This window comes from Vibrio hippocampi, assembly GCF_921292975.1.
In the GTDB taxonomy this organism is placed as follows: Bacteria; Pseudomonadota; Gammaproteobacteria; order Enterobacterales; family Vibrionaceae; genus Vibrio; species Vibrio hippocampi.
Genome location: NZ_CAKLCM010000002.1, coordinates 1,978,771 through 1,998,023, shown reverse-complemented (window position 1 = coordinate 1,998,023; position 19,253 = coordinate 1,978,771). Strand labels below are relative to the sequence as shown.

General features: G+C 44.7%; 14 protein-coding genes. 11 read left to right on the top strand and 3 right to left on the bottom strand.

Going from position 1 to position 19,253, the window contains the following annotated elements:
* The first annotated feature begins 189 nt into the window (after window positions 1-189).
* The 4 genes from pdhR to lpdA all read left to right on the top strand — a co-directional run bounded on the left by pdhR (window position 190) and on the right by lpdA (window position 7,260).
* Complete coding sequence (gene pdhR, locus L9Q39_RS11335) at window positions 190-960, top strand: pyruvate dehydrogenase complex transcriptional repressor PdhR (protein ID WP_237485163.1); 771 nt, start codon at window positions 190-192, stop codon at window positions 958-960.
* A gap of 49 nt (window positions 961-1,009) precedes the next feature.
* On the top strand, window positions 1,010-3,676 hold the full coding sequence (aceE, locus tag L9Q39_RS11330; RefSeq protein WP_237485162.1) for a pyruvate dehydrogenase (acetyl-transferring), homodimeric type: 2,667 nt from the start codon (window positions 1,010-1,012) through the stop codon (window positions 3,674-3,676).
* A gap of 19 nt (window positions 3,677-3,695) precedes the next feature.
* A complete protein-coding gene (gene aceF, locus L9Q39_RS11325; RefSeq protein ID WP_237485161.1) occupies window positions 3,696-5,585 on the top strand; it encodes a pyruvate dehydrogenase complex dihydrolipoyllysine-residue acetyltransferase in 1,890 nt (629 codons plus the stop codon).
* Between the two features lie 247 nt (window positions 5,586-5,832).
* Window positions 5,833-7,260 carry a dihydrolipoyl dehydrogenase gene (gene lpdA, locus L9Q39_RS11320; RefSeq protein WP_237485160.1) on the top strand — a complete coding sequence of 476 codons (1,428 nt, stop codon included), beginning with the start codon at window positions 5,833-5,835 and terminating at the stop codon, window positions 7,258-7,260.
* 191 nt (window positions 7,261-7,451) lie between these two features.
* On the opposite strand, the gene L9Q39_RS11315 is transcribed toward lpdA, so the two are convergent.
* On the bottom strand, window positions 7,452-8,060 hold the full coding sequence (locus L9Q39_RS11315; protein WP_237485159.1) for a TetR/AcrR family transcriptional regulator: 609 nt from the start codon (window positions 8,058-8,060) through the stop codon (window positions 7,452-7,454).
* Between the two features lie 585 nt (window positions 8,061-8,645).
* Between L9Q39_RS11315 and hpt the strand changes: the two genes are divergently transcribed.
* Window positions 8,646-9,176 (top strand): hypoxanthine phosphoribosyltransferase, encoded by a 531-nt coding sequence (gene hpt, locus L9Q39_RS11310; RefSeq protein ID WP_237485158.1) that lies wholly within the window; start codon window positions 8,646-8,648, stop codon window positions 9,174-9,176.
* 108 nt (window positions 9,177-9,284) lie between these two features.
* Here hpt and can read toward each other — a convergent pair whose 3' ends face one another.
* A complete protein-coding gene (gene can / locus L9Q39_RS11305; protein ID WP_237485157.1) occupies window positions 9,285-9,944 on the bottom strand; it encodes a carbonate dehydratase in 660 nt (219 codons plus the stop codon).
* 295 nt (window positions 9,945-10,239) lie between these two features.
* On the opposite strand from can, the gene L9Q39_RS11300 reads away from it, so the two are divergent.
* The 4 genes from L9Q39_RS11300 to hldE all read left to right on the top strand — a co-directional run bounded on the left by L9Q39_RS11300 (window position 10,240) and on the right by hldE (window position 16,429).
* The gene (locus tag L9Q39_RS11300) at window positions 10,240-11,160 is read left to right on the top strand and encodes an ABC transporter ATP-binding protein (protein ID WP_237485156.1); all 921 of its coding nucleotides are present in this window, start codon (window positions 10,240-10,242) and stop codon (window positions 11,158-11,160) included.
* Window positions 11,161-11,167: 7 nt separating this feature from the next.
* Window positions 11,168-11,938, top strand: coding sequence for an ABC transporter permease (locus L9Q39_RS11295; protein ID WP_237485566.1), 771 nt, complete (start codon window positions 11,168-11,170; stop codon window positions 11,936-11,938).
* Between the two features lie 104 nt (window positions 11,939-12,042).
* Window positions 12,043-14,904 carry a bifunctional [glutamate--ammonia ligase]-adenylyl-L-tyrosine phosphorylase/[glutamate--ammonia-ligase] adenylyltransferase gene (gene glnE / locus L9Q39_RS11290; protein ID WP_237485155.1) on the top strand — a complete coding sequence of 954 codons (2,862 nt, stop codon included), beginning with the start codon at window positions 12,043-12,045 and terminating at the stop codon, window positions 14,902-14,904.
* A gap of 94 nt (window positions 14,905-14,998) precedes the next feature.
* Complete coding sequence (gene hldE / locus L9Q39_RS11285) at window positions 14,999-16,429, top strand: bifunctional D-glycero-beta-D-manno-heptose-7-phosphate kinase/D-glycero-beta-D-manno-heptose 1-phosphate adenylyltransferase HldE (RefSeq protein WP_237485154.1); 1,431 nt, start codon at window positions 14,999-15,001, stop codon at window positions 16,427-16,429.
* Between the two features lie 168 nt (window positions 16,430-16,597).
* Here the strand turns inward: hldE and tolC are convergent, their stop codons facing one another.
* Window positions 16,598-17,911, bottom strand: a complete 1,314-nt coding sequence (gene tolC / locus L9Q39_RS11280; protein WP_237485153.1) for an outer membrane channel protein TolC — start codon at window positions 17,909-17,911, stop codon at window positions 16,598-16,600.
* 238 nt (window positions 17,912-18,149) lie between these two features.
* Between tolC and nudF the strand changes: the two genes are divergently transcribed.
* Window positions 18,150-18,779, top strand: coding sequence for an ADP-ribose diphosphatase (nudF, locus tag L9Q39_RS11275; protein ID WP_237485152.1), 630 nt, complete (start codon window positions 18,150-18,152; stop codon window positions 18,777-18,779).
* 14 nt (window positions 18,780-18,793) lie between these two features.
* Window positions 18,794-19,231 (top strand): DUF1249 family protein, encoded by a 438-nt coding sequence (locus L9Q39_RS11270; protein ID WP_435532837.1) that lies wholly within the window; start codon window positions 18,794-18,796, stop codon window positions 19,229-19,231.
* Window positions 19,232-19,253: the final 22 nt, after the last annotated feature.

Sequence of the window (19,253 nt, the reverse complement as noted above, 5' to 3'; positions counted from 1 at the left end):
ATTGTAATTGGTATGACCTTTGGTGTTGGCGTTTTAATGAACTTATGTTTAATTAGTGTTAACGCGAGGCTCGTTCTATGATTTGAATCAATTTTTCTCTAGACATCACTGTTTTAAATGTGTTAATTTTTACCCCATCTTGAAATTGGTAATACCAATTCACAGTGAGAGAAAGGTAGGTTTTTGCCTATGGCTTATCAAAGGATTCGTCAGCCGAAATTAGCCGATGTGATTGAACAGGAGCTAGAACGACTGATAGTAGAGGGAATACTCTCCCCGGGCCAGCAACTTCCTCCTGAGCGAGAACTAGCAAAGCAGTTCGATGTGTCTCGCCCTTCCGTTCGAGAAGCCATTCAGCGTTTAGAAGCTAAGCGCCTGCTTACTCGTCGCCAAGGAGGTGGCACATTCATTAGTGAAAACATTTGGAAAAGTTTTTCCGATCCTTTATTGGAACTCTTGTCTTCACATAATGAAACCCGTCTAGATTTGCTTGAAGCTCGTCATGCAATGGAAGGCATCTCTGCGTATTTTGCAGCGTTGCGCGGTACGGAAGAAGATTTTGCTCAAATAGAAACGTGCCTTAAACATATTTGTTTAGCCCAAAAGGCGGGGGACGTTGAAGCTGAAGCTTCTGCTGTAATGGCATTCCTAATTGCGCTTACCGAGGCTGCTCATAATGTAGTTTTACTGCATATTATAAGAAGTTTAGCGCCTCTGTTAGAGCAGAATGTCTTACAAAACTTAAAGCTATTACATCGCCGTGATGAAGCGGTCGAAAAAGTCAGTATACACCGAGCTAATATTGTTGAAGCGATTGTTTCTGGGGAGCCAGAAAAAGCCCGAGAAATGTCGCATTCTCATTTAGCTTACATTGAAGAAACATTGTTGGATTTGACTAGAGAAGATTCTCGGAGAGAGCGTTCTCTAAGACGAATTCAACAGGGTAACGATCCGCAATAATGCGGGTTGGTACATGTCAGTAGATCCCAAACCAAAAGGATAGATCGCCATGTCTGAAGTCATGAAACATGACGTTGATGCACTGGAAACGCAAGAGTGGTTACAAGCACTTGAATCTGTAGTGAAAGAAGAAGGTGTAGAACGTGCTCAATTCTTACTTGAACAAGTGCTAGATAAAGCTCGTCTAGATGGTGTTGATATGCCAACAGGCATTACAACCAACTACATCAATACAATTCCAGCCGATCAGGAACCAGCTTACCCTGGTGACACAACGCTTGAGCGCCGTATTCGTGCCATCATTCGTTGGAACGCAGTAATGATTGTTCTGCGTGCTTCTAAAAAGGATTTGGAGCTGGGTGGCCACATGGCATCTTTCCAATCTTCAGCAGCCTTCTATGAAACATGTTTTAACCACTTCTTCCGTGCTCCAAACGAGAAAGACGGTGGCGACCTCGTTTACTATCAAGGTCATATCTCTCCAGGTATCTACTCACGTGCATTCGTTGAAGGTCGTCTAACTGAAGACCAGCTAGACAACTTCCGTCAAGAAGTAGACGGTAAAGGTATCCCATCATACCCACACCCTAAACTGATGCCTGAGTTCTGGCAGTTCCCTACTGTCTCTATGGGTCTAGGTCCAATCTCTGCGATCTATCAAGCTCGTTTCCTTAAGTACCTAGACGGTCGTGGCATGAAAGACACGTCTGAGCAGCGCGTATACGCGTTCCTAGGTGACGGTGAGATGGATGAGCCAGAATCACGTGGTGCGATTTCTTTCGCTGCGCGTGAGAAGCTAGACAACCTATGTTTCCTAATCAACTGTAACCTACAGCGCCTAGACGGTCCTGTAATGGGTAACGGTAAGATCATTCAAGAACTTGAAGGTCTATTCAAAGGTGCAGGTTGGAACGTAGTGAAAGTCATCTGGGGTAACAACTGGGATTCACTACTTGCTAAAGATACCACGGGTAAGCTGCTACAGCTTATGAACGAAACTATCGATGGCGACTATCAGACATTTAAAGCGAAAGATGGCGCGTACGTACGTGAGCACTTCTTTGGTAAATATCCAGAAACGGCTGCACTTGTAGCAGACATGACTGACGACGAAATCTTCGCACTTAAGCGTGGTGGTCACGAGTCTTCTAAACTTTACGCAGCATACAAAAACGCAGAGCAGACCAAAGGTCGTCCAACTGTGATCCTAGCTAAGACGGTTAAAGGTTACGGCATGGGTGAAGCAGCGGAAGGTAAGAACATCGCTCACCAAGTTAAGAAGATGGATATGACACACGTACTACACCTACGTGATCGTCTAGGTCTTCAAGACATCCTAACTGATGAAGCAGTGAAAGAACTTCCGTACCTGAAACTTGAAGAAGGTTCAAAAGAGTACGATTACCTACACGCTCGTCGTAAAGCACTCCACGGTTACACGCCACAGCGTCTGCCAAACTTCACTCAAGACCTAGTGGTTCCTGAGCTAGAAGAATTTAAGCCGCTACTAGAAGAACAGAAGCGTGATATTTCTTCGACTATGGCATTTGTGCGTGCTCTAAACGTGCTACTTAAGAACAAGAGCATCGGTAAGAACATCGTTCCAATCATTGCCGACGAAGCTCGTACATTTGGTATGGAAGGTTTGTTCCGTCAAATCGGTATCTACAACCCGCACGGCCAGAACTACACACCTCAAGACCGTGACATCGTTTCTTACTACAAAGAAGCAACGTCAGGTCAGGTACTACAAGAAGGTATCAACGAGCTAGGTGCTATGTCTTCATGGGTTGCAGCGGCAACGTCATACTCGACAAACGACCTACCAATGATTCCGTTCTACATCTACTACTCAATGTTCGGCTTCCAACGTGTTGGCGACATGGCGTGGATGGCAGGCGACCAACAAGCTCGTGGTTTCCTATTGGGTGCTACTGCTGGTCGTACAACGCTAAACGGTGAAGGTCTACAGCACGAAGACGGTCACTCGCACATCATGGCGGGTACGGTTCCAAACTGTATTTCTTACGACCCAACATTCGCTTACGAAGTTGCGGTAATCATGCAAGACGGTATCCGTCGCATGTACGGTGAGAACCAAGAGAACGTGTTCTACTACCTAACGCTGATGAACGAAAACTACGCCATGCCAGCCATGCCAGAAGGCGCGGAAGAAGGCATCCGTAAAGGTATCTACAAGTTAGAAACTTACACGGGCGCGAAAGGTAAAGTTCAGCTAATGAGTTCAGGTACTATCATGAACGAAGTACGTAAAGCAGCTCAAATCCTAAGCGATGAGTACGGCGTAGCGTCTGATGTTTACTCTGTAACCTCATTCAACGAAGTGACTCGTGACGGTCAAGCGGCAGAGCGTTTCAACATGCTTCACCCAGAAGCTGAAGCGCAAGTTCCTTACATTGAGCAAGTCATGGGTACTGAGCCAGCGATCGCAGCTACTGACTACATGAAGAACTACGCAGAGCAGGTTCGTGCATACATTCCTGCTGAGTCTTATAAAGTTCTAGGTACTGACGGCTTTGGTCGTTCAGACAGTCGTGAAAACCTACGTCGTCACTTCGAAGTGAACGCAGGTTACGTGGTAGTTGCAGCGCTAACTGAACTAGCGAAACGTGGCGAAGTTGAAAAGTCTGTGATTGCAGAAGCAATCAAGAAGTTCGACATCGACACTGAGAAAACTAACCCGCTATACGCTTAATTAAGAAGGTAGATAAGAAATGGCAATCGAAATTAATGTACCAGACATCGGTGCGGATGAGGTTGAAGTTACTGAGATTCTTGTAAGCGTTGGTGACAAGGTTGAAGAAGAGCAGTCTCTGATCACTGTTGAAGGCGATAAGGCTTCAATGGAAGTTCCAGCCTCTCAAGCGGGTATCGTTAAAGAAATCAAAGTGGCTGAAGGCGACACGGTTTCTACTGGTTCACTCATTATGACTTTCGAAGCCGAGGGTGCAGCTACTGCTGCACCTGCTCCTGCGGCAGAAGCAGCTCCAGTAGCAGCTCCTGCGGCGGCAGCAGCGGCAGAATTGAAACAAGTTAATGTTCCAGACATCGGCGGTGATGAAGTTGAAGTCACTGAAATCATGGTTGCGGTTGGCGACAGCATTGAAGAAGAGCAGTCTCTTCTGACGGTTGAAGGTGACAAAGCGTCGATGGAAGTGCCAGCACCATTCGCAGGTACTCTGAAAGAGATCAAAGTTGCAGCTGGTGACAAAGTGACAACCGGTTCACTTATCATGGTATTTGAAGTTGCAGGCTCTGGCTCACCAGCGGCAACTGCCCCTGTAGCAGAAGCAGCTCCAGCAGTGCCTGCCGCATCAGCAGTACAAGAAGTTAATGTACCTGATATCGGTGGCGATGAAGTTGAAGTGACTGAAATCATGGTATCGGTTGGTGATACGGTTGAAGAAGAGCAATCTCTAATCGCCGTAGAAGGCGACAAAGCTTCAATGGAAGTTCCAGCGCCGTTCTCTGGTACAGTGAAAGAGATCAAAGTAGCAGAAGGCGACAAGGTTTCTACTGGCTCTCTAATCATGGTATTTGAAGTTGCGGGTGCAGCACCAGCAGCGGCTCCAGCGCAAGCAGCACCATCTGCTGCGGCACCTGCTCCTGTGGCAGCGGCTAAAGCTGAAGCGCCAGCAGCACCAGCTACGGCAGGTGATTTCAAAGAGAACAATGAGTACGCACACGCGTCTCCGGTGGTTCGTCGTCTAGCGCGTGAATTTGGCGTTAACCTTTCCAAGGTTAAAGGGTCTGGTCGTAAGAGCCGTATCCTTAAAGAAGACGTTCAAAGTTATGTGAAAGAGGCGCTGAAACGCCTTGAGTCTGGTGCTGCGGCATCAGGTAAAGGTGATGGCAGCGCACTTGGTCTACTGCCTTGGCCTAACATCGACTTTAGTAAGTTTGGTGAAACTGAAACTAAGCCTCTGTCTCGTATTAAGAAGATCTCTGGTGCTAACCTTCACCGTAACTGGGTAATGATCCCGCATGTTACTCAGTGGGATAACGCAGATATCACTGAACTCGAGAGATTCCGTAAAGAGCAAAATGCGATTGAAGCGAAGAAAGACTCTGGTATGAAGATCACGCCACTAGTGTTCATCATGAAAGCCGTCGCGAAAGCACTAGAAGCCTTCCCAGCGTTTAACTCATCGCTATCTGAAGATGGTGAAAGCCTAATTCTGAAGAAGTATGTGAACGTAGGTATCGCAGTGGATACGCCAAATGGTCTTGTTGTTCCAGTATTTAAAGACGTGAACAAAAAAGGCATTTACGATCTTTCTGAAGAGCTAATGGCGGTATCTAAGAAAGCACGTGCTGGTAAGCTAACAGCGGCTGATATGCAGGGTGGTTGTTTCACTATCTCAAGCCTTGGCGGTATCGGTGGTACAGCGTTTACTCCAATCGTAAACGCACCAGAAGTGGGTATCCTTGGTGTTTCTAAGTCTGAGATGAAACCAGTATGGAACGGCAAAGAATTTGAGCCGCGTCTACAACTGCCATTATCACTGTCTTACGATCACCGCGTGATCGATGGTGCTGAAGGTGCTCGCTTTATTACCTACCTAAACGGTTGTCTAAGTGACATTCGCCGTCTGGTTCTGTAAAGATAGCATTAAAATATAGGGCGGCGAGAGCCGCCTTATTTAACGAATAAGTAACAACAAGTGTTAATTTGAAGACATTTTCAGATTGATTTGTTGTCTAGCTCACAGGCTAACTTGATTTACTTTTCTCTCCGTTAACATCTCTGTAAACTGTTTGCGTTGAGAATTTGATTAACAAATCAAAATTAAAGTAGAACAAATTCAATACTCTTAAGCCTGTTAGGGATAATGACTACAAGAGGTCAAAATGAGCAAAGAAATTAAAGCCCAAGTTGTTGTACTTGGTGCCGGTCCAGCAGGTTACTCTGCTGCTTTCCGCTGTGCAGATTTAGGTTTGGAAACGGTTCTTATCGAGCGTTATAGCACGCTTGGTGGTGTTTGTTTGAACGTTGGTTGTATTCCATCTAAAGCACTCCTTCACGTAGCAAAAGTTATCGAAGAAGCGAAAGCTCTAGCTGAACACGGTATCGTATTTGGTGAGCCAAAAACGGACATCGACAAGATCCGCCTTTGGAAAGAAAAAGTAATCAACCAACTTACTGGCGGTCTTGGCGGTATGGCTAAGATGCGTAAAGTTACTGTCGTTAACGGCTATGGTAAATTCACAGGTCCTAACACTGTTGAAGTAGACGGTGAAGATGGTAAGACAGTCGTTAACTTTGATAACGCAATCGTAGCGGCAGGTTCTCGTCCAATTAAACTGCCATTCATCCCGCATGATGATCCACGTATTTGGGACTCAACAGACGCGCTTGAGCTGAATGAAGTACCAGAAAAACTGCTTATCATGGGTGGCGGTATCATCGGTCTAGAAATGGGCACGGTTTACCACTCACTAGGCTCTAAGGTTGACGTTGTTGAGATGTTTGACCAAGTGATCCCAGCTGCGGATAAAGATATCGTTAAGGTTTATACCAAGCGTATTAAAGACAAGTTCAATCTAATGCTTGAAACTAAGGTAACAGCAGTTGAAGCAAAAGAAGACGGTATCTATGTCTCAATGGAAGGCAAGAAAGCACCAGCCGATGCTGAGCGCTACGATGCTGTTCTTGTTGCTATCGGTCGTGTTCCAAACGGTAAGCTGATTGACGGTGAACAAGCCGGTATCGAAATCGACGAGCGCGGCTTTATCAACGTTGACAAGCAGATGCGTACTAACGTACCACATATCTTTGCTATCGGTGACATCGTTGGTCAACCAATGCTTGCTCACAAAGGTGTGCATGAAGGTCACGTTGCGGCGGAAGTTATCTCTGGTAAGAAGCACTACTTCGATCCTAAAGTTATTCCTTCAATCGCTTACACTGAGCCAGAAGTTGCATGGGTTGGTAAGACCGAGAAAGAAGCGAAAGCAGAAGGCATCAACTACGAAGTGGCGACATTCCCATGGGCAGCTTCAGGTCGTGCAATCGCTTCTGACTGTGCAGACGGTATGACTAAGCTTATCTTCGATAAAGAGTCTCATCGAGTGATTGGTGGTGCTATCGTCGGTACTAACGGTGGTGAATTACTAGGTGAAATCGGTCTTGCTATCGAGATGGGTTGTGATGCTGAAGATATTGCACTGACTATCCATGCTCACCCAACATTGCATGAATCAGTGGGTCTTGCAGCGGAAGTATTTGAAGGTACGATCACTGACCTTCCAAATGCAAAAGCTAAGAAAAAGAAATAATCGATCAGGTAATGATTTAGTGATCGTTACTTGATACTAAGTTACTTGATAATAAAAAGCTCCCACACTGAAAAGGTTGGGAGCTTTTTTATTCGGCAATAGAAAATGTATTCGACAACAAAAACAGCTAAGGGCAAGCATTCGCTTACCCTTACGTTTTTAGCATGCGCTTAGTTTTTCGTATCCGTTGATTAGCATGGCTTGTTACAAACCATATCGATAAAGGTTTGTGATAGATATTTAAGCGTGTTTGGATCCGCCTCTCGATTTGCTTCAACGAAAACCGAGTAACTTACGCCATGAAGTAGGCTAGTGAGTGCCTTGGGCTGATGCATATTAGAAATGTCGCCATTATCGATAGCGGCTTGAAAGAGGTTCTCAAGCAGCGATTGGCTTGTTTCGTTTGAGCTTAAAAACAGCGCCCACACTTCGTCGCGTGTTGAAGTACTCCATTCAAACCAAACTTTATTCCAATGACAATCACAAATGGAAAGCTCAACAATACCGTCGAGAAGGTTTTGTAAGTTGTCTTGAATCGAGTTATCAGGATCAATGGTGTTTGAGATGAAGTTTGAATACTGAGAAACCACATCGTTTAGCACCTCATCAACCAAGTCCTCACGGGTAGGAAAATAGTTGAACACGGTCGCGACTGATACCTGTGCAACATCGGCGATGTCCGCGTGACCAGCACGACCGATACCGCGCTTAGCAAACACCTCTTGGGCGATCTCCATCAATTGCAGCTTGCGTTTTTCTGGACTTAATCGAGTCCTGGGCCTTTTGGTAATTGATTCCATATTTTAGTTTCCTTACTAACGTTGTTATTGCTGATGGTTTTATAAGCCTCAGCGTTTTTAATAGTCATCATGTTCTAAGGTCTAACGCCTTAGTTTTGCTTACTTCTAAACGGATTGATTTAGAAGTTGATTTAAATTTCCATAATGGAAATACGTGACTGTTATATTTCTTATACCGTATAAGTGTAATGGTGCATATACTGTTTGGTCAATATGCCAACACTGATAATATACATATTTAGTGGTTATTAATTCGCCAGTCACAGTTTTTTATGAAACTAAATGTTTATTTCACAAAGAAATCTTAATTTGGCTGTTCAAATTATTTCAACTGACCTACGACAAAAGGCAGAAACGATGGCCTGAATGGTGATGTTCAGTTAGTGGCTAAAGTGATACTATTGCGCACTTATTTTTGTTCTACACTTAACTGCAATCGAATATCTAGAGTGAGATATTAACTCAATTGCCTAATTGCTTTGACCGATGGATGTAAGAGTTACGTGGTTAATTTGCAATGGAATCAGGAAATCAGCGGGTAGAAAGTGTAGGCAATGTTCAATCGTCAACTTATTTGAGATTACTATGAAACATACAGTTGAAGTCATGATTTCTGAGAAAGAAGTTCATGAGCGTGTACAGGCTATCGGTCGCGAGATCACTGCACATTATCAAGGTAGTGAAGATCTAGTTTTGGTCGGCTTGTTGCGCGGCTCTTTTGTGTTTATGGCAGACCTTGCTCGAGCTATTGACCTGACCCACTGTGTCGACTTTATGACGGCTTCTAGCTATGGCAACGGCATGGAGAGTTCGAGAGATGTACGTATCTTAAAAGATTTAGACGACGACATTAAAGGCAAAGATGTGCTGCTAGTTGAAGATATTATCGACACCGGCAATACCTTAAACAAGGTAAAAGAGATCCTTTCTCTTCGAGAACCAAAGTCGATCAGAATCTGTACGCTGCTTGATAAGCCATCACGTCGTGAGGTCGCTGTCGATGTAGACTGGTTGGGCTTTGAGATCCCGGATGAGTTTGTTGTTGGCGTGGGTATCGATTACGCGCAGAAATACCGTCATCTGCCGTATATTGGTAAAGTCGTACCTCAAGAGTAACTGAACGACTTGTTAACAGAAAAGGCCGTGTAATGTTGAAGCATTTCACGGCCTTTTCTTTTCTATCGCTAGTTTGTTCTAAAGCTAGTCTGTTCTATAGCGAGCGATCTATTTTAAGATACCGCTATTAAGAATCGTCTTCATGGCACTGGTGTAGTTGGCCTCTAGTGATTCTCTGTTATAGCATCGCACGCCCAAATCTTGCAATTTTCCATCGCCAATACCATAAACGACGCCATGAATTTCAACCTCTTGACCTCTTTCCCAAGCATTTTGCATTATGGTTGAGTTGCCTAGATTGTAGACTTGTTCCGCGACGTTTATCTCGCACAACTTATCGCCCCACAATTCACGTGGTAAGTCTGATAGCCAGTTTTTGTGTTTTAGATATAAATCACGAATATGCAATAGCCAGTTATTGATCAAACCCAATTGAGGGTTATCAATCGCGGCATTAACACCACCACAGCCATAGTGACCACAAACGATAATGTGCTTTACCTTTAATACGTCAACCGCATATTGAACCACAGATAAGCAGTTTAAATCGGTATGAATCACTTGGTTTGCCACGTTGCGATGAACAAAAAGTTCACCGGAATATAAGCCAGTCAGGCGCTCGGCAGGCACTCGACTGTCAGAGCAACCTATCCATAGGAAACCTGGGCTCTGACCCTCTTCAAGCTTGGTAAAGTACTCTGGTCGCTCAGACCTGAGTTGCTCGGACCAAAGAGAGTTGTTTTCAAAAAGTTGTTTAATTTCTGGCATATCACGTCCCTTCAATAAGTGGAGAATACTATACACAAAGTTGTTTATAGACGCTCAATAAATTATACCTTGTTCAAACTCATCTGAGCTGTTGCTAGGCATAGTGCCCAGACAGTCAAATCAAGGGCATACTACCCATTAATCCATGGTTGAAGAATATATCCTAAAATCACGAGCTATGATTAAACAGGCGTTGAAAAGGCTTTGATTATATAAGCTAGGATCGGTTACAATTCATCCTTCGATATACTTGGAAATATCAAAGCATTTAGTGAACACTAATCCGGAAAAGCACATGTTTGCATTAGAGATAGAGCAACTTAGAAAGACATACGCAGGGGGCTTTGAGGCTCTTAAAGGTGTGAGTTTGACGGTCGAGCAGGGCGACTTTTATGCGCTGCTGGGGCCGAATGGCGCGGGAAAATCGACCACCATTGGTATTATTACCTCCTTAGTGAACAAAACTTCAGGCAAAGTGTCTGTGTTTGGGCATGATATTGACCAAGAGTTAGAATTGGCAAAGCAGCAATTAGGTCTGGTTCCGCAAGAGTTTAACTTCAATCAGTTTGAAACTGTCGAACAGATTGTCCTTCAGCAAGCTGGCTATTATGGTGTGCCGAAAGCGGTGGCTAAGCAGCGTGCAGAAAAGTACCTCTCGCAACTCGACCTATGGGACAAACGTTCAGAGCGTGCGCGTAACCTGTCAGGTGGTATGAAGCGTCGCTTAATGATCGCTCGCGCCCTTATGCATGAGCCAAAACTATTGATTTTGGATGAGCCAACAGCAGGGGTGGATATAGAACTTCGCCGTTCAATGTGGGACTTTCTCAAACAAATTAACCAGCAAGGTATTACGATTATTTTGACGACCCACTATCTTGAAGAAGCTGAGTTGCTGTGTCGCAATATCGGTATCATTCAACGTGGGGAGTTGATTGAAAATACCTCCATGAAAGCCCTGTTATCGAAACTGCATGTTGAGACGTTTGTACTTGATATTGAATTTGAAGGGGAACTGCCCAACCTGGCACAGGTGAATTCGCAAAAGTTAGTCAATGGTTCGCTAGAGATAGAAGTAGAAAAAACACAGGGATTAAACCCGATTTTTACTCAGTTAACTCAATCTGGGGTAAAGGTATTATCGATGAGAAACAAAGCGAACCGACTCGAAGAGTTGTTCGTCTCCATTGTTCGCGAACAGGTAAAGGCAGACTAAAATGAATATGTATGGTCTCTATTGGACAGCTTTTAAAAGTCTGTTAACCAAAGAAATTAATCGCTTTACCCGTATTTGGGTTCAAACCTTAGTACCACCAGCGATCACCATGACGCTGTACTTTATTATTTTCGGTAACTTGATTGGGTCTCGCATCGGTCAAATGGGCGGCTTTAGTTACATGGAATATATTGTACCGGGTCTGATTATGATGTCGATTATCACTAACTCGTACTCCAACGTCGCGTCTTCATTTTTTAGTGCCAAGTTCCAACGCAACATAGAAGAGTTATTGGTCGCTCCTGTTCCTAACTACATTATCATTGCCGGTTTTGTTATGGGAGGAGTGGTGCGAGGACTCTTAGTCGCGTCTATTGTCACCTTTGTTTCGCTGTTCTTTGTTGATCTGCAAGTGCAACATTGGGGCATCATTATCGCAACGGTATTGATGACGTCTGTGTTGTTTTCACTGGGTGGTCTTATCAATGCAATATATGCCAAGACGTTTGATGACATCTCTATTATTCCGACGTTTGTATTGACCCCGCTGACCTATTTGGGTGGTGTTTTTTACTCAATCAGTCTGTTGCCTGAGTTTTGGCAAGGCGTGTCTAAGATCAACCCAATCGTCTATATGATCAATGCATTTCGTTACGGATTTCTAGGGGTTTCTGATGTCGGTATTGTGACATCTTTTGGCGTACTTACCGTGTTTATCGTGTTACTTTATGGGGTAGCACACCATTTGGTTACCAAGGGCATTGGTCTTAGAAGTTGATAGCGTTTGCCGTTATCCAGCGTTGACCATGCTCGTGTCAATTAATCGATTTAAAATGGTGGCTTAGGCCGCCATTTTTATTTTTCGCTATACAAGGAAGAAGCATGCAACCATTGCCTGAGATGCTGAAAACTCATAGTCGTTCTGCTTTAGAAACGCTCTATAACGAACACCCACAGCTGAATGATTGGTCTGATGAACTAAAACAGCAACTGTCTCAAGTTGTCTCTTTGAGTGATTTTATCTATGACGCTTTGCAAACAGACAGCGAATTGGTTGAGCAGCTTCCTAAGATGTTAATACAAGCCAGTCGCATTGATGGTTATCGTTATCGCCTGAGTGATTTACTCAAACTGTGTGCGTCCGAGCAGGAGGGGCATAAGGTACTCCGTCAATTCCGAAGCCGAGAAATGGTCTATATTGCTTGGCGCGATATGGTGGGGAGTTGGTCACTGGAACAGAGCCTGAATCATCTTTCTATGTTAGCCGAGGCGATGATTGTTGAGACTTACCAGTGGCAATATCAAACCTGTTGCCAAGAGTGGGGAACACCCACCAATGCTGCGGGCGAACCTCAGCCGATGTTGATTATTGGTATGGGTAAACTGGGAGGCGGTGAGTTAAATTTCTCTTCTGATATCGATCTTATCTTCACCTATCCAGAAAATGGTGAAACACAGGGAGCTCGACGCTCGATTGCCAATGCGCAGTTTTTCACTCGTTTAGGTCAGCGACTGATTAAAGCCCTTGATCAACAAACCTTTGATGGATTTTGCTATCGCGTCGATATGCGCCTTAGACCCTTTGGTGAAAGTGGACCTTTGGTGATGAGCTATGCTGCTCTTGAGGATTATTACCAAGAGCAGGGGCGTGATTGGGAGCGTTACGCCATGATCAAAGCCCGCGTTATGGGGCGAGAGATGTACCCTGAGTATCAAGAGCTGCGAAAGATGCTACGTCCCTTTGTCTTTAGGCGTTATATCGATTTCAGTGCTATTCAATCGCTCAGACGTATGAAAGCGATGATCAGCAGTGAAGTGCGTCGTCGTGGTTTATGGAGCAATATTAAGCTGGGACCGGGCGGCATTCGTGAAGTTGAATTTATCGCTCAAGTATTCCAGTTGATCCGAGGTGGACGAGAGCCAAGTTTACGCCGTCGTGGCTTGTTAGAAACCTTAGAGGCCATTGGTTCGTTGCAACTGTTGGACGCGAACGAGGTCACACAATTGACAGAGGCATATAAGTTCTTACGCAGACAAGAAAATATCCTCCAAGCGATCAATGATAAACAGACACAAACATTGCCTGATAAAGATGTTGATCAACTGCGCCTTGCTTGCGCACTCGGCTTTGATGATTGGGAGTCTATGCTTGAGGTCACTCAACAACATATGCTCAATGTGCATCAGGTTTTTGCTAACCTGATTGGTGATGAAGAAGACGAAGAAGAAACCCAAACCGTTGCTAAACACTTTAGCGAACTTTGGGATATGGCGCATAAACCCGATGTTCTTGAGCATATTCTGCAAAACGATATTAAAGCCGCTGAACCGGAGCAAAAGCGTCAACAAATTTCCGATTTTAAATCCGATTTAGCCAAGAAAACCTTAGGTCCAAGAGGGCGTGAGGTTTTGAATCGTTTAATGCCAAAAGTATTCAGCACCATTTACGCTAACAAAGATGCGGAATTTGGTTTGCCAAGAGTGCTACACGTTTTGCGGGCAGTGGTGACGAGAACGACTTATTTAGAGTTGTTAGATGAGCACCCAGCTGCTTTGATTCAATTAGTACGCCTGTGTACCGCCAGTCCGATGATCTCGGAAAAATTGGCGCGTTACCCGATTTTGTTAGATGAACTTCTTGACCCTGCTCATCTTTACCACCCGGTTGCGCTCGATTCATATAAAACCGAGCTTAGGGACTATCTAGCTCGTATCCCAGAAGAGGATATGGAGCAACAGATGGAAGCGCTACGTCAATTCAAGCAGACTTGTATTTTGCGTATTGCTGCTGCCGACATTGCTGGTGTACTTCCTGTGATGAAAGTCAGTGACCATCTAACCTACTTAGCTGAAGCCATCGTAGAGGCGGTGATCAACCAAGCCTGGTTGCAGGTAAGTAGCAAATATGGTGAGCCAACCCATTTAAAAGAGCGCGGCAGTAAGGGGTTTGCAGTGATTGGCTACGGCAAGGTTGGCGGTTGGGAGCTAGGCTACAATTCGGATCTTGATATTGTGTTCACCCATGATTGTCCAAACAACGTTTATACCGATGGTCACAAAGAAATTGATGCCCGCCAGTTTTATCTGCGCTTGGCACAGCGCATCATTCATATTTTCTCGACTCGTACCGCTTCGGGCATTCTTTATGAAGTCGATACGCGTCTACGTCCTTCTGGTGTCTCTGGCTTGTTGGTGAGTCCGACGGATGCTTTTGATGAGTACCAACATAAAGAAGCATGGACATGGGAACATCAAGCTTTGGTGCGAGCTCGGGTAATTTATGGCGATTCGGCACTGCAACAAGCCTTTGAGCAGACTCGCGTTGATATTTTGTGTAAAGAGCGCGAAGAGAAGCAATTGAAGCAGCAAGTCGTCGACATGCGAGAGAAGATGCGCTCACATTTGGGTGGCAAAAAGCAAGGGCGCTTTATGCTTAAACAAGATGCGGGTGGGATTACCGATATTGAGTTTTTGGCCCAATACTTGGTATTGCAATTCAGTCATCAAAAGCCAAAGCTGACTCGATGGTCAGACAACGTCCGTATTTTTGAGTCTATGATGGCGCAAGGCGTTATGGATGAGACTCAAGCCATGGTGCTAACTAACGCCTACACAGCCATTCGCAATGAAATTCATCACCGAAATTTGCTTAATTTGGACGCGGATGTCGATGAAAATAAATTTGTTAGTGAGAGGCAAGTGGTGATAGATGCTTGGCAACAGTGGATGACCCTGGAGAGTTAGCAAATCGCCCTTTTACTTTGGAAGAGTGCTAAAGAGTTGTGCTACTATCCATTCAATGACTTAGCTAGGTTAACTATGTATTCGGAGTGAACAAATGAAACCCATCCTACCTAATTACAGTGATGCTGGTGTACTTATCGTAGGCGATGTAATGTTAGATCGCTATTGGTATGGTCCGACAGGACGAATTTCACCAGAAGCTCCAGTGCCTGTAGTGAAAGTAGAAAACAACGAAGAGCGTCCTGGTGGTGCTGCAAACGTGGCGATGAACATCGCGTCTCTTGGTGGTAGCGCACACACGATCGGTCTTGTTGGTATGGATGAGCCAGCAAAAGTACTTACGGAAACATTGACCTCATTGAAGGTTCACTGTGACTTTGTGGCTCTGCCAAACTACCCAACCATTACTAAGTTACGTGTACTGAGTCGTGGTCAACAACTGATTCGTTTAGATTTCGAAGATAAGTTTGAAAACACCGATGCGGAATTGATTCTTGCTAAGATGGAACAAGCCCTGCCCACCATGGGCGCAGTGGTGCTGTCAGACTATGCGAAAGGTGCCTTGGAGCATGTTAAAGCCTATATTCAAAAAGCAAAGGCAGCAGGTGTTCCCGTCTTTATTGACCCTAAGGGCGCAGACTTTGAGCGTTATCGTGGTGCCACGCTTCTAACGCCGAATATGTCAGAGTTTGAAACCGTTGTTGGTAAAGTAAAAGATGACCAAGATTTGGTTGAAAAAGGTCACGCCTTAATTAAGCAGTTTGATTTTGAAGCTCTGCTTGTGACCCGTAGTGAACATGGTATGACTCTACTGAGAAAAGACCAAAAACCTTTCCATTTACCAACCCAAGCGAAAGAAGTCTACGATGTGACCGGTGCTGGTGACACGGTTATCTCGGTACTTGCGGCTTCGGTATCTGCGGGTAAACCTTTAGATGAAGCTTGTGCGCTGGCGAATGCCGCTGCGGGCGTAGTGGTTGGAAAACTTGGTACTTCAACACTGTCTACGATCGAATTGGCAGAGGCAGTACACGGCAGTCGCGATACTGACTATGGCGTAACGACAGAAGCCGATCTCATTGAAGCGGTTAAGAAAGCCCAAGCCAAGGGTGAAAAAGTGGTGATGACCAATGGGTGCTTCGACATTCTGCATGCTGGGCATGTCTCTTACCTCAATCATGCTGCTGAGTTGGGCGATCGCCTGATTGTTGCCGTGAATACCGATGACTCAGTGAAGCAACTTAAAGGTCCTGGTCGTCCGGTTAACCCAACGGATCGTCGTATGGCGGTACTGGCAGGGCTAGGCGCGGTTGACTGGGTGGTTCCATTCACTGAACAGACACCGCGCCGTTTAATTTCGGAGGTGTTGCCAGATTTATTGGTCAAAGGTGGTGACTACAAGCCAGAAGAGATTGAAGGTGGTAAAGAGGTTATTGCCGCGGGTGGTGAAGTGAAGGTGCTTAATTTTGAAGATGGTTGCTCAACGACGGAAATCATCGAAGCGATCAAAGGTGGTAAGGGTTAAGCACTCTTAATACGCTGTTTGGTAGCGGTAAAAATTTTGATAAGCATAGTTTTGATAACCTTAGTTTTGATAACCATAGTTTGATGAGCATAGCTTGATGAGCATAGCTTGATAACAATAAAAAAGGACGCATGTGCGTCCTTTTTTGATCTCAATGTCAGGCTCTGATTAGTTACTCTTTTTCAGACCTGCATTGATATCGATAATGTCTTGCTCGCTCAGCGTACCAACAGATTGGCGTAGGTTGAGGATGCTCACGATATAGTCATAACGCGCATTTGATAGGTTACGACCAGCATCGTAAAGTGCTTGAGTTGCTTCAAGTACGTCAACGATAGTACGTGTACCCACATCAAACCCTGCTTTTGTCGCTTCTAGCGCAGATTCTGCAGAGACGACCGTCTGTTCATAAGCGCGGATTGCACCGATAGAGGAGTTGATATTGTTGTTGTTAGCTCGAACATTTTTCACCACAGAGCGGTAAGTCTGTTCCAGTTGTTCACTGGCTGACACGTAAGCAAATTCCGCTTGTTTGGTTTGCGACGTGATATTACCACCTGTGTACAAAGGCACAGAGAGGTTGATACCTGCGTTGAACACATTAGTGCCGTCATAGTCATACGCACTGTTATTGTTGTTGAACTCATGACCGTAGCTATAGCCGCCGTCGAGTGTCAACTTAGGTAGATGACCAGAGCTGGCAAGAGAAATGTTATCTTTGGCGATATCTTGACCGATACGCGCAGACAGCAAGCTCAAGTTTTGGGTTTGTGCTTGATCTAACATCGTGGTCAATGTTTCTGTCGGGCGCTCTGCTGCGAAACGGTCGGTATCTAAAATGTCGATATCTTTGTGTTCTTGCCCCGTAATTTCACGCAGTGCTTCGTATTGGTTTAGTAGATCGTTTTCAGCTACGACTTCATCTGCTAATACGCGGTCATATTGCGCTTGAGCATCATGAACGTCGGTAATCGCTGATAGACCGACCTCAAAACGTTGCTTGGTTTGTTCTAACTGGCGAGCGACCGCAGCTTTGTTGGAACGAACAAATTCTAGGCTGTCTTTTGAGCGCAATACTTCAAAATAAGCTTGTGCGGTACGCAGGATAAGGTCTTGTTGAGCTGCAGCATATTGAGAATCCGCTTGGCGAGCTGTTTTCTCAGCGGTGTCTAATGTGATCCAACTTGTACGATTGTATAGCTCTTGAGAGAAGCTAACACCCGCTCCGAGATCGTCGCTATCACCACTGCTATAATCCGCACGAGTAAAATCATAGCTTGCAGTTAGGTTAATTTGTGGAAGTAGAGAAGATCTTGCTGAATTAATGGCTTCAAAAGCTTGATCACGATCGGCCGCCGCACGCAGTAGCTGAGGATCGTTTTCTTTTGCTTGATTGTAGATCTCAGTTAGAGAATCAGCCCAAGATGCTGCACTTACGCTTCCTAATGCAGCTGAGATAAATAATGGAAGCAGTTTTTTCATTTGTCCTAATCCTGCTAGTAATACTGGTTAAGGGTATGAATCACAGTTTAACTTAAAATGACCGTAATTCACTCGAAACTTTGCACTTTTTTACGTTACCAAGAACAAAATTGAGACAAATAATTATTCAAAATCAAATAAAAGTTGAATTATTGCATCAAAAGTTGAACCTGATGGTTGGTAGAATGGTCAATCGTTGAGTAGACTATAACACTTACTCGATTTAAAGAGACCGGATATGCAACCCAGCGATAAAGCCAACAACAAATTAAATGTTGATGATATTGAGATCCATTCAAAACAAACTGTATTTAAAGGTTTTTTTGAGATGGTAAAGTATCGTTTCAAACATCGTTTGTTTGAGGGTGGCTGGAGTCATGTCATCGAGCGAGAGATGTTTGTTCGCTCTGAAGCAGCAGCGATGCTGCCTTATGATCCTATTCGAGACCAAGTTGTTTTGATCGAACAGATTCGAGTTGGTGCACTGGAACACGCTAATCCGTGGCAAATAGAAATCGTTGCAGGCATTGTCGATAAAGACGAATCTGTTGAAGAATTAGTGAGGCGTGAGTCAGAAGAAGAAGCGGGTGTCACCGTTGATAAATTGGCTTATATCACCTCTTATTACCCTTCTTCTGGAGGATGTAATGAGAAAATTGCTCTTTTTGTGGGCAAGGTGGATGCATCGCTTGCTGATGGGGTTCATGGTCTAGAGTCAGAGGGAGAGGATATTCGTGTTAGCGTGGTTTCAAGGGAGCAAGCTTACCAATTGGTAGAAAGCGGCGTGATTGAAAATGGGGCATCAATTATGGCCTTGCAGTGGCTGCAGTTAAATTACAACAGGCTACAGCAGGAGTGGCAGCAATAATGAAAGCCATGCGAATGACTGATACTAACCCATACCATGTTGATCTGGCGGAATTGATGCGGGTTTATGAAACCAACTACGCAAAGCTCAATCGATTACTGCCGCCAAATGCGTTAGTCGGTGATACTCGTTGTTATCAAGCTGCACAATTAACCTACCAACTAGAAGTACTGGAAGTGACCAAGTACACAACATTGGTTGAAATTTTGCAGGATGACGAGCTTCATCTTTTCCCTTTGCCTAAAATGACGGTACGTTTATATCACGACGCACGAGTGGCAGAAGTGAGCCACTGTGAGCAAACCGCACGTGTTAAAGCACGATATGATTACCCAAATGCGAAAATGCTCCAGCGAGACGAAAAATTTCAGTTCAATCAATTTCTCAGTGATTGGCTGACATTTTGTTTAAAAAATGGAATTAGTAGAGCTCCGATAGATTATCGTAGCTAACAATTGTGAAGTTCAGGTTTTA

Coding starts and splice junctions, on each gene's coding strand:
- pdhR (WP_237485163.1), top strand. CDS start 190: ATGGCTTATCAAAGGATTCGTCAGCCGAAATTAGCCGATGTGATTGAA.
- aceE (WP_237485162.1), top strand. CDS start 1,010: ATGTCTGAAGTCATGAAACATGACGTTGATGCACTGGAAACGCAAGAG.
- aceF (WP_237485161.1), top strand. CDS start 3,696: ATGGCAATCGAAATTAATGTACCAGACATCGGTGCGGATGAGGTTGAA.
- lpdA (WP_237485160.1), top strand. CDS start 5,833: ATGAGCAAAGAAATTAAAGCCCAAGTTGTTGTACTTGGTGCCGGTCCA.
- L9Q39_RS11315 (WP_237485159.1), bottom strand. CDS start 8,060: ATGGAATCAATTACCAAAAGGCCCAGGACTCGATTAAGTCCAGAAAAA.
- hpt (WP_237485158.1), top strand. CDS start 8,646: ATGAAACATACAGTTGAAGTCATGATTTCTGAGAAAGAAGTTCATGAG.
- can (WP_237485157.1), bottom strand. CDS start 9,944: ATGCCAGAAATTAAACAACTTTTTGAAAACAACTCTCTTTGGTCCGAG.
- L9Q39_RS11300 (WP_237485156.1), top strand. CDS start 10,240: ATGTTTGCATTAGAGATAGAGCAACTTAGAAAGACATACGCAGGGGGC.
- L9Q39_RS11295 (WP_237485566.1), top strand. CDS start 11,168: ATGTATGGTCTCTATTGGACAGCTTTTAAAAGTCTGTTAACCAAAGAA.
- glnE (WP_237485155.1), top strand. CDS start 12,043: ATGCAACCATTGCCTGAGATGCTGAAAACTCATAGTCGTTCTGCTTTA.
- hldE (WP_237485154.1), top strand. CDS start 14,999: ATGAAACCCATCCTACCTAATTACAGTGATGCTGGTGTACTTATCGTA.
- tolC (WP_237485153.1), bottom strand. CDS start 17,911: ATGAAAAAACTGCTTCCATTATTTATCTCAGCTGCATTAGGAAGCGTA.
- nudF (WP_237485152.1), top strand. CDS start 18,150: ATGCAACCCAGCGATAAAGCCAACAACAAATTAAATGTTGATGATATT.
- L9Q39_RS11270 (WP_435532837.1), top strand. CDS start 18,794: ATGACTGATACTAACCCATACCATGTTGATCTGGCGGAATTGATGCGG.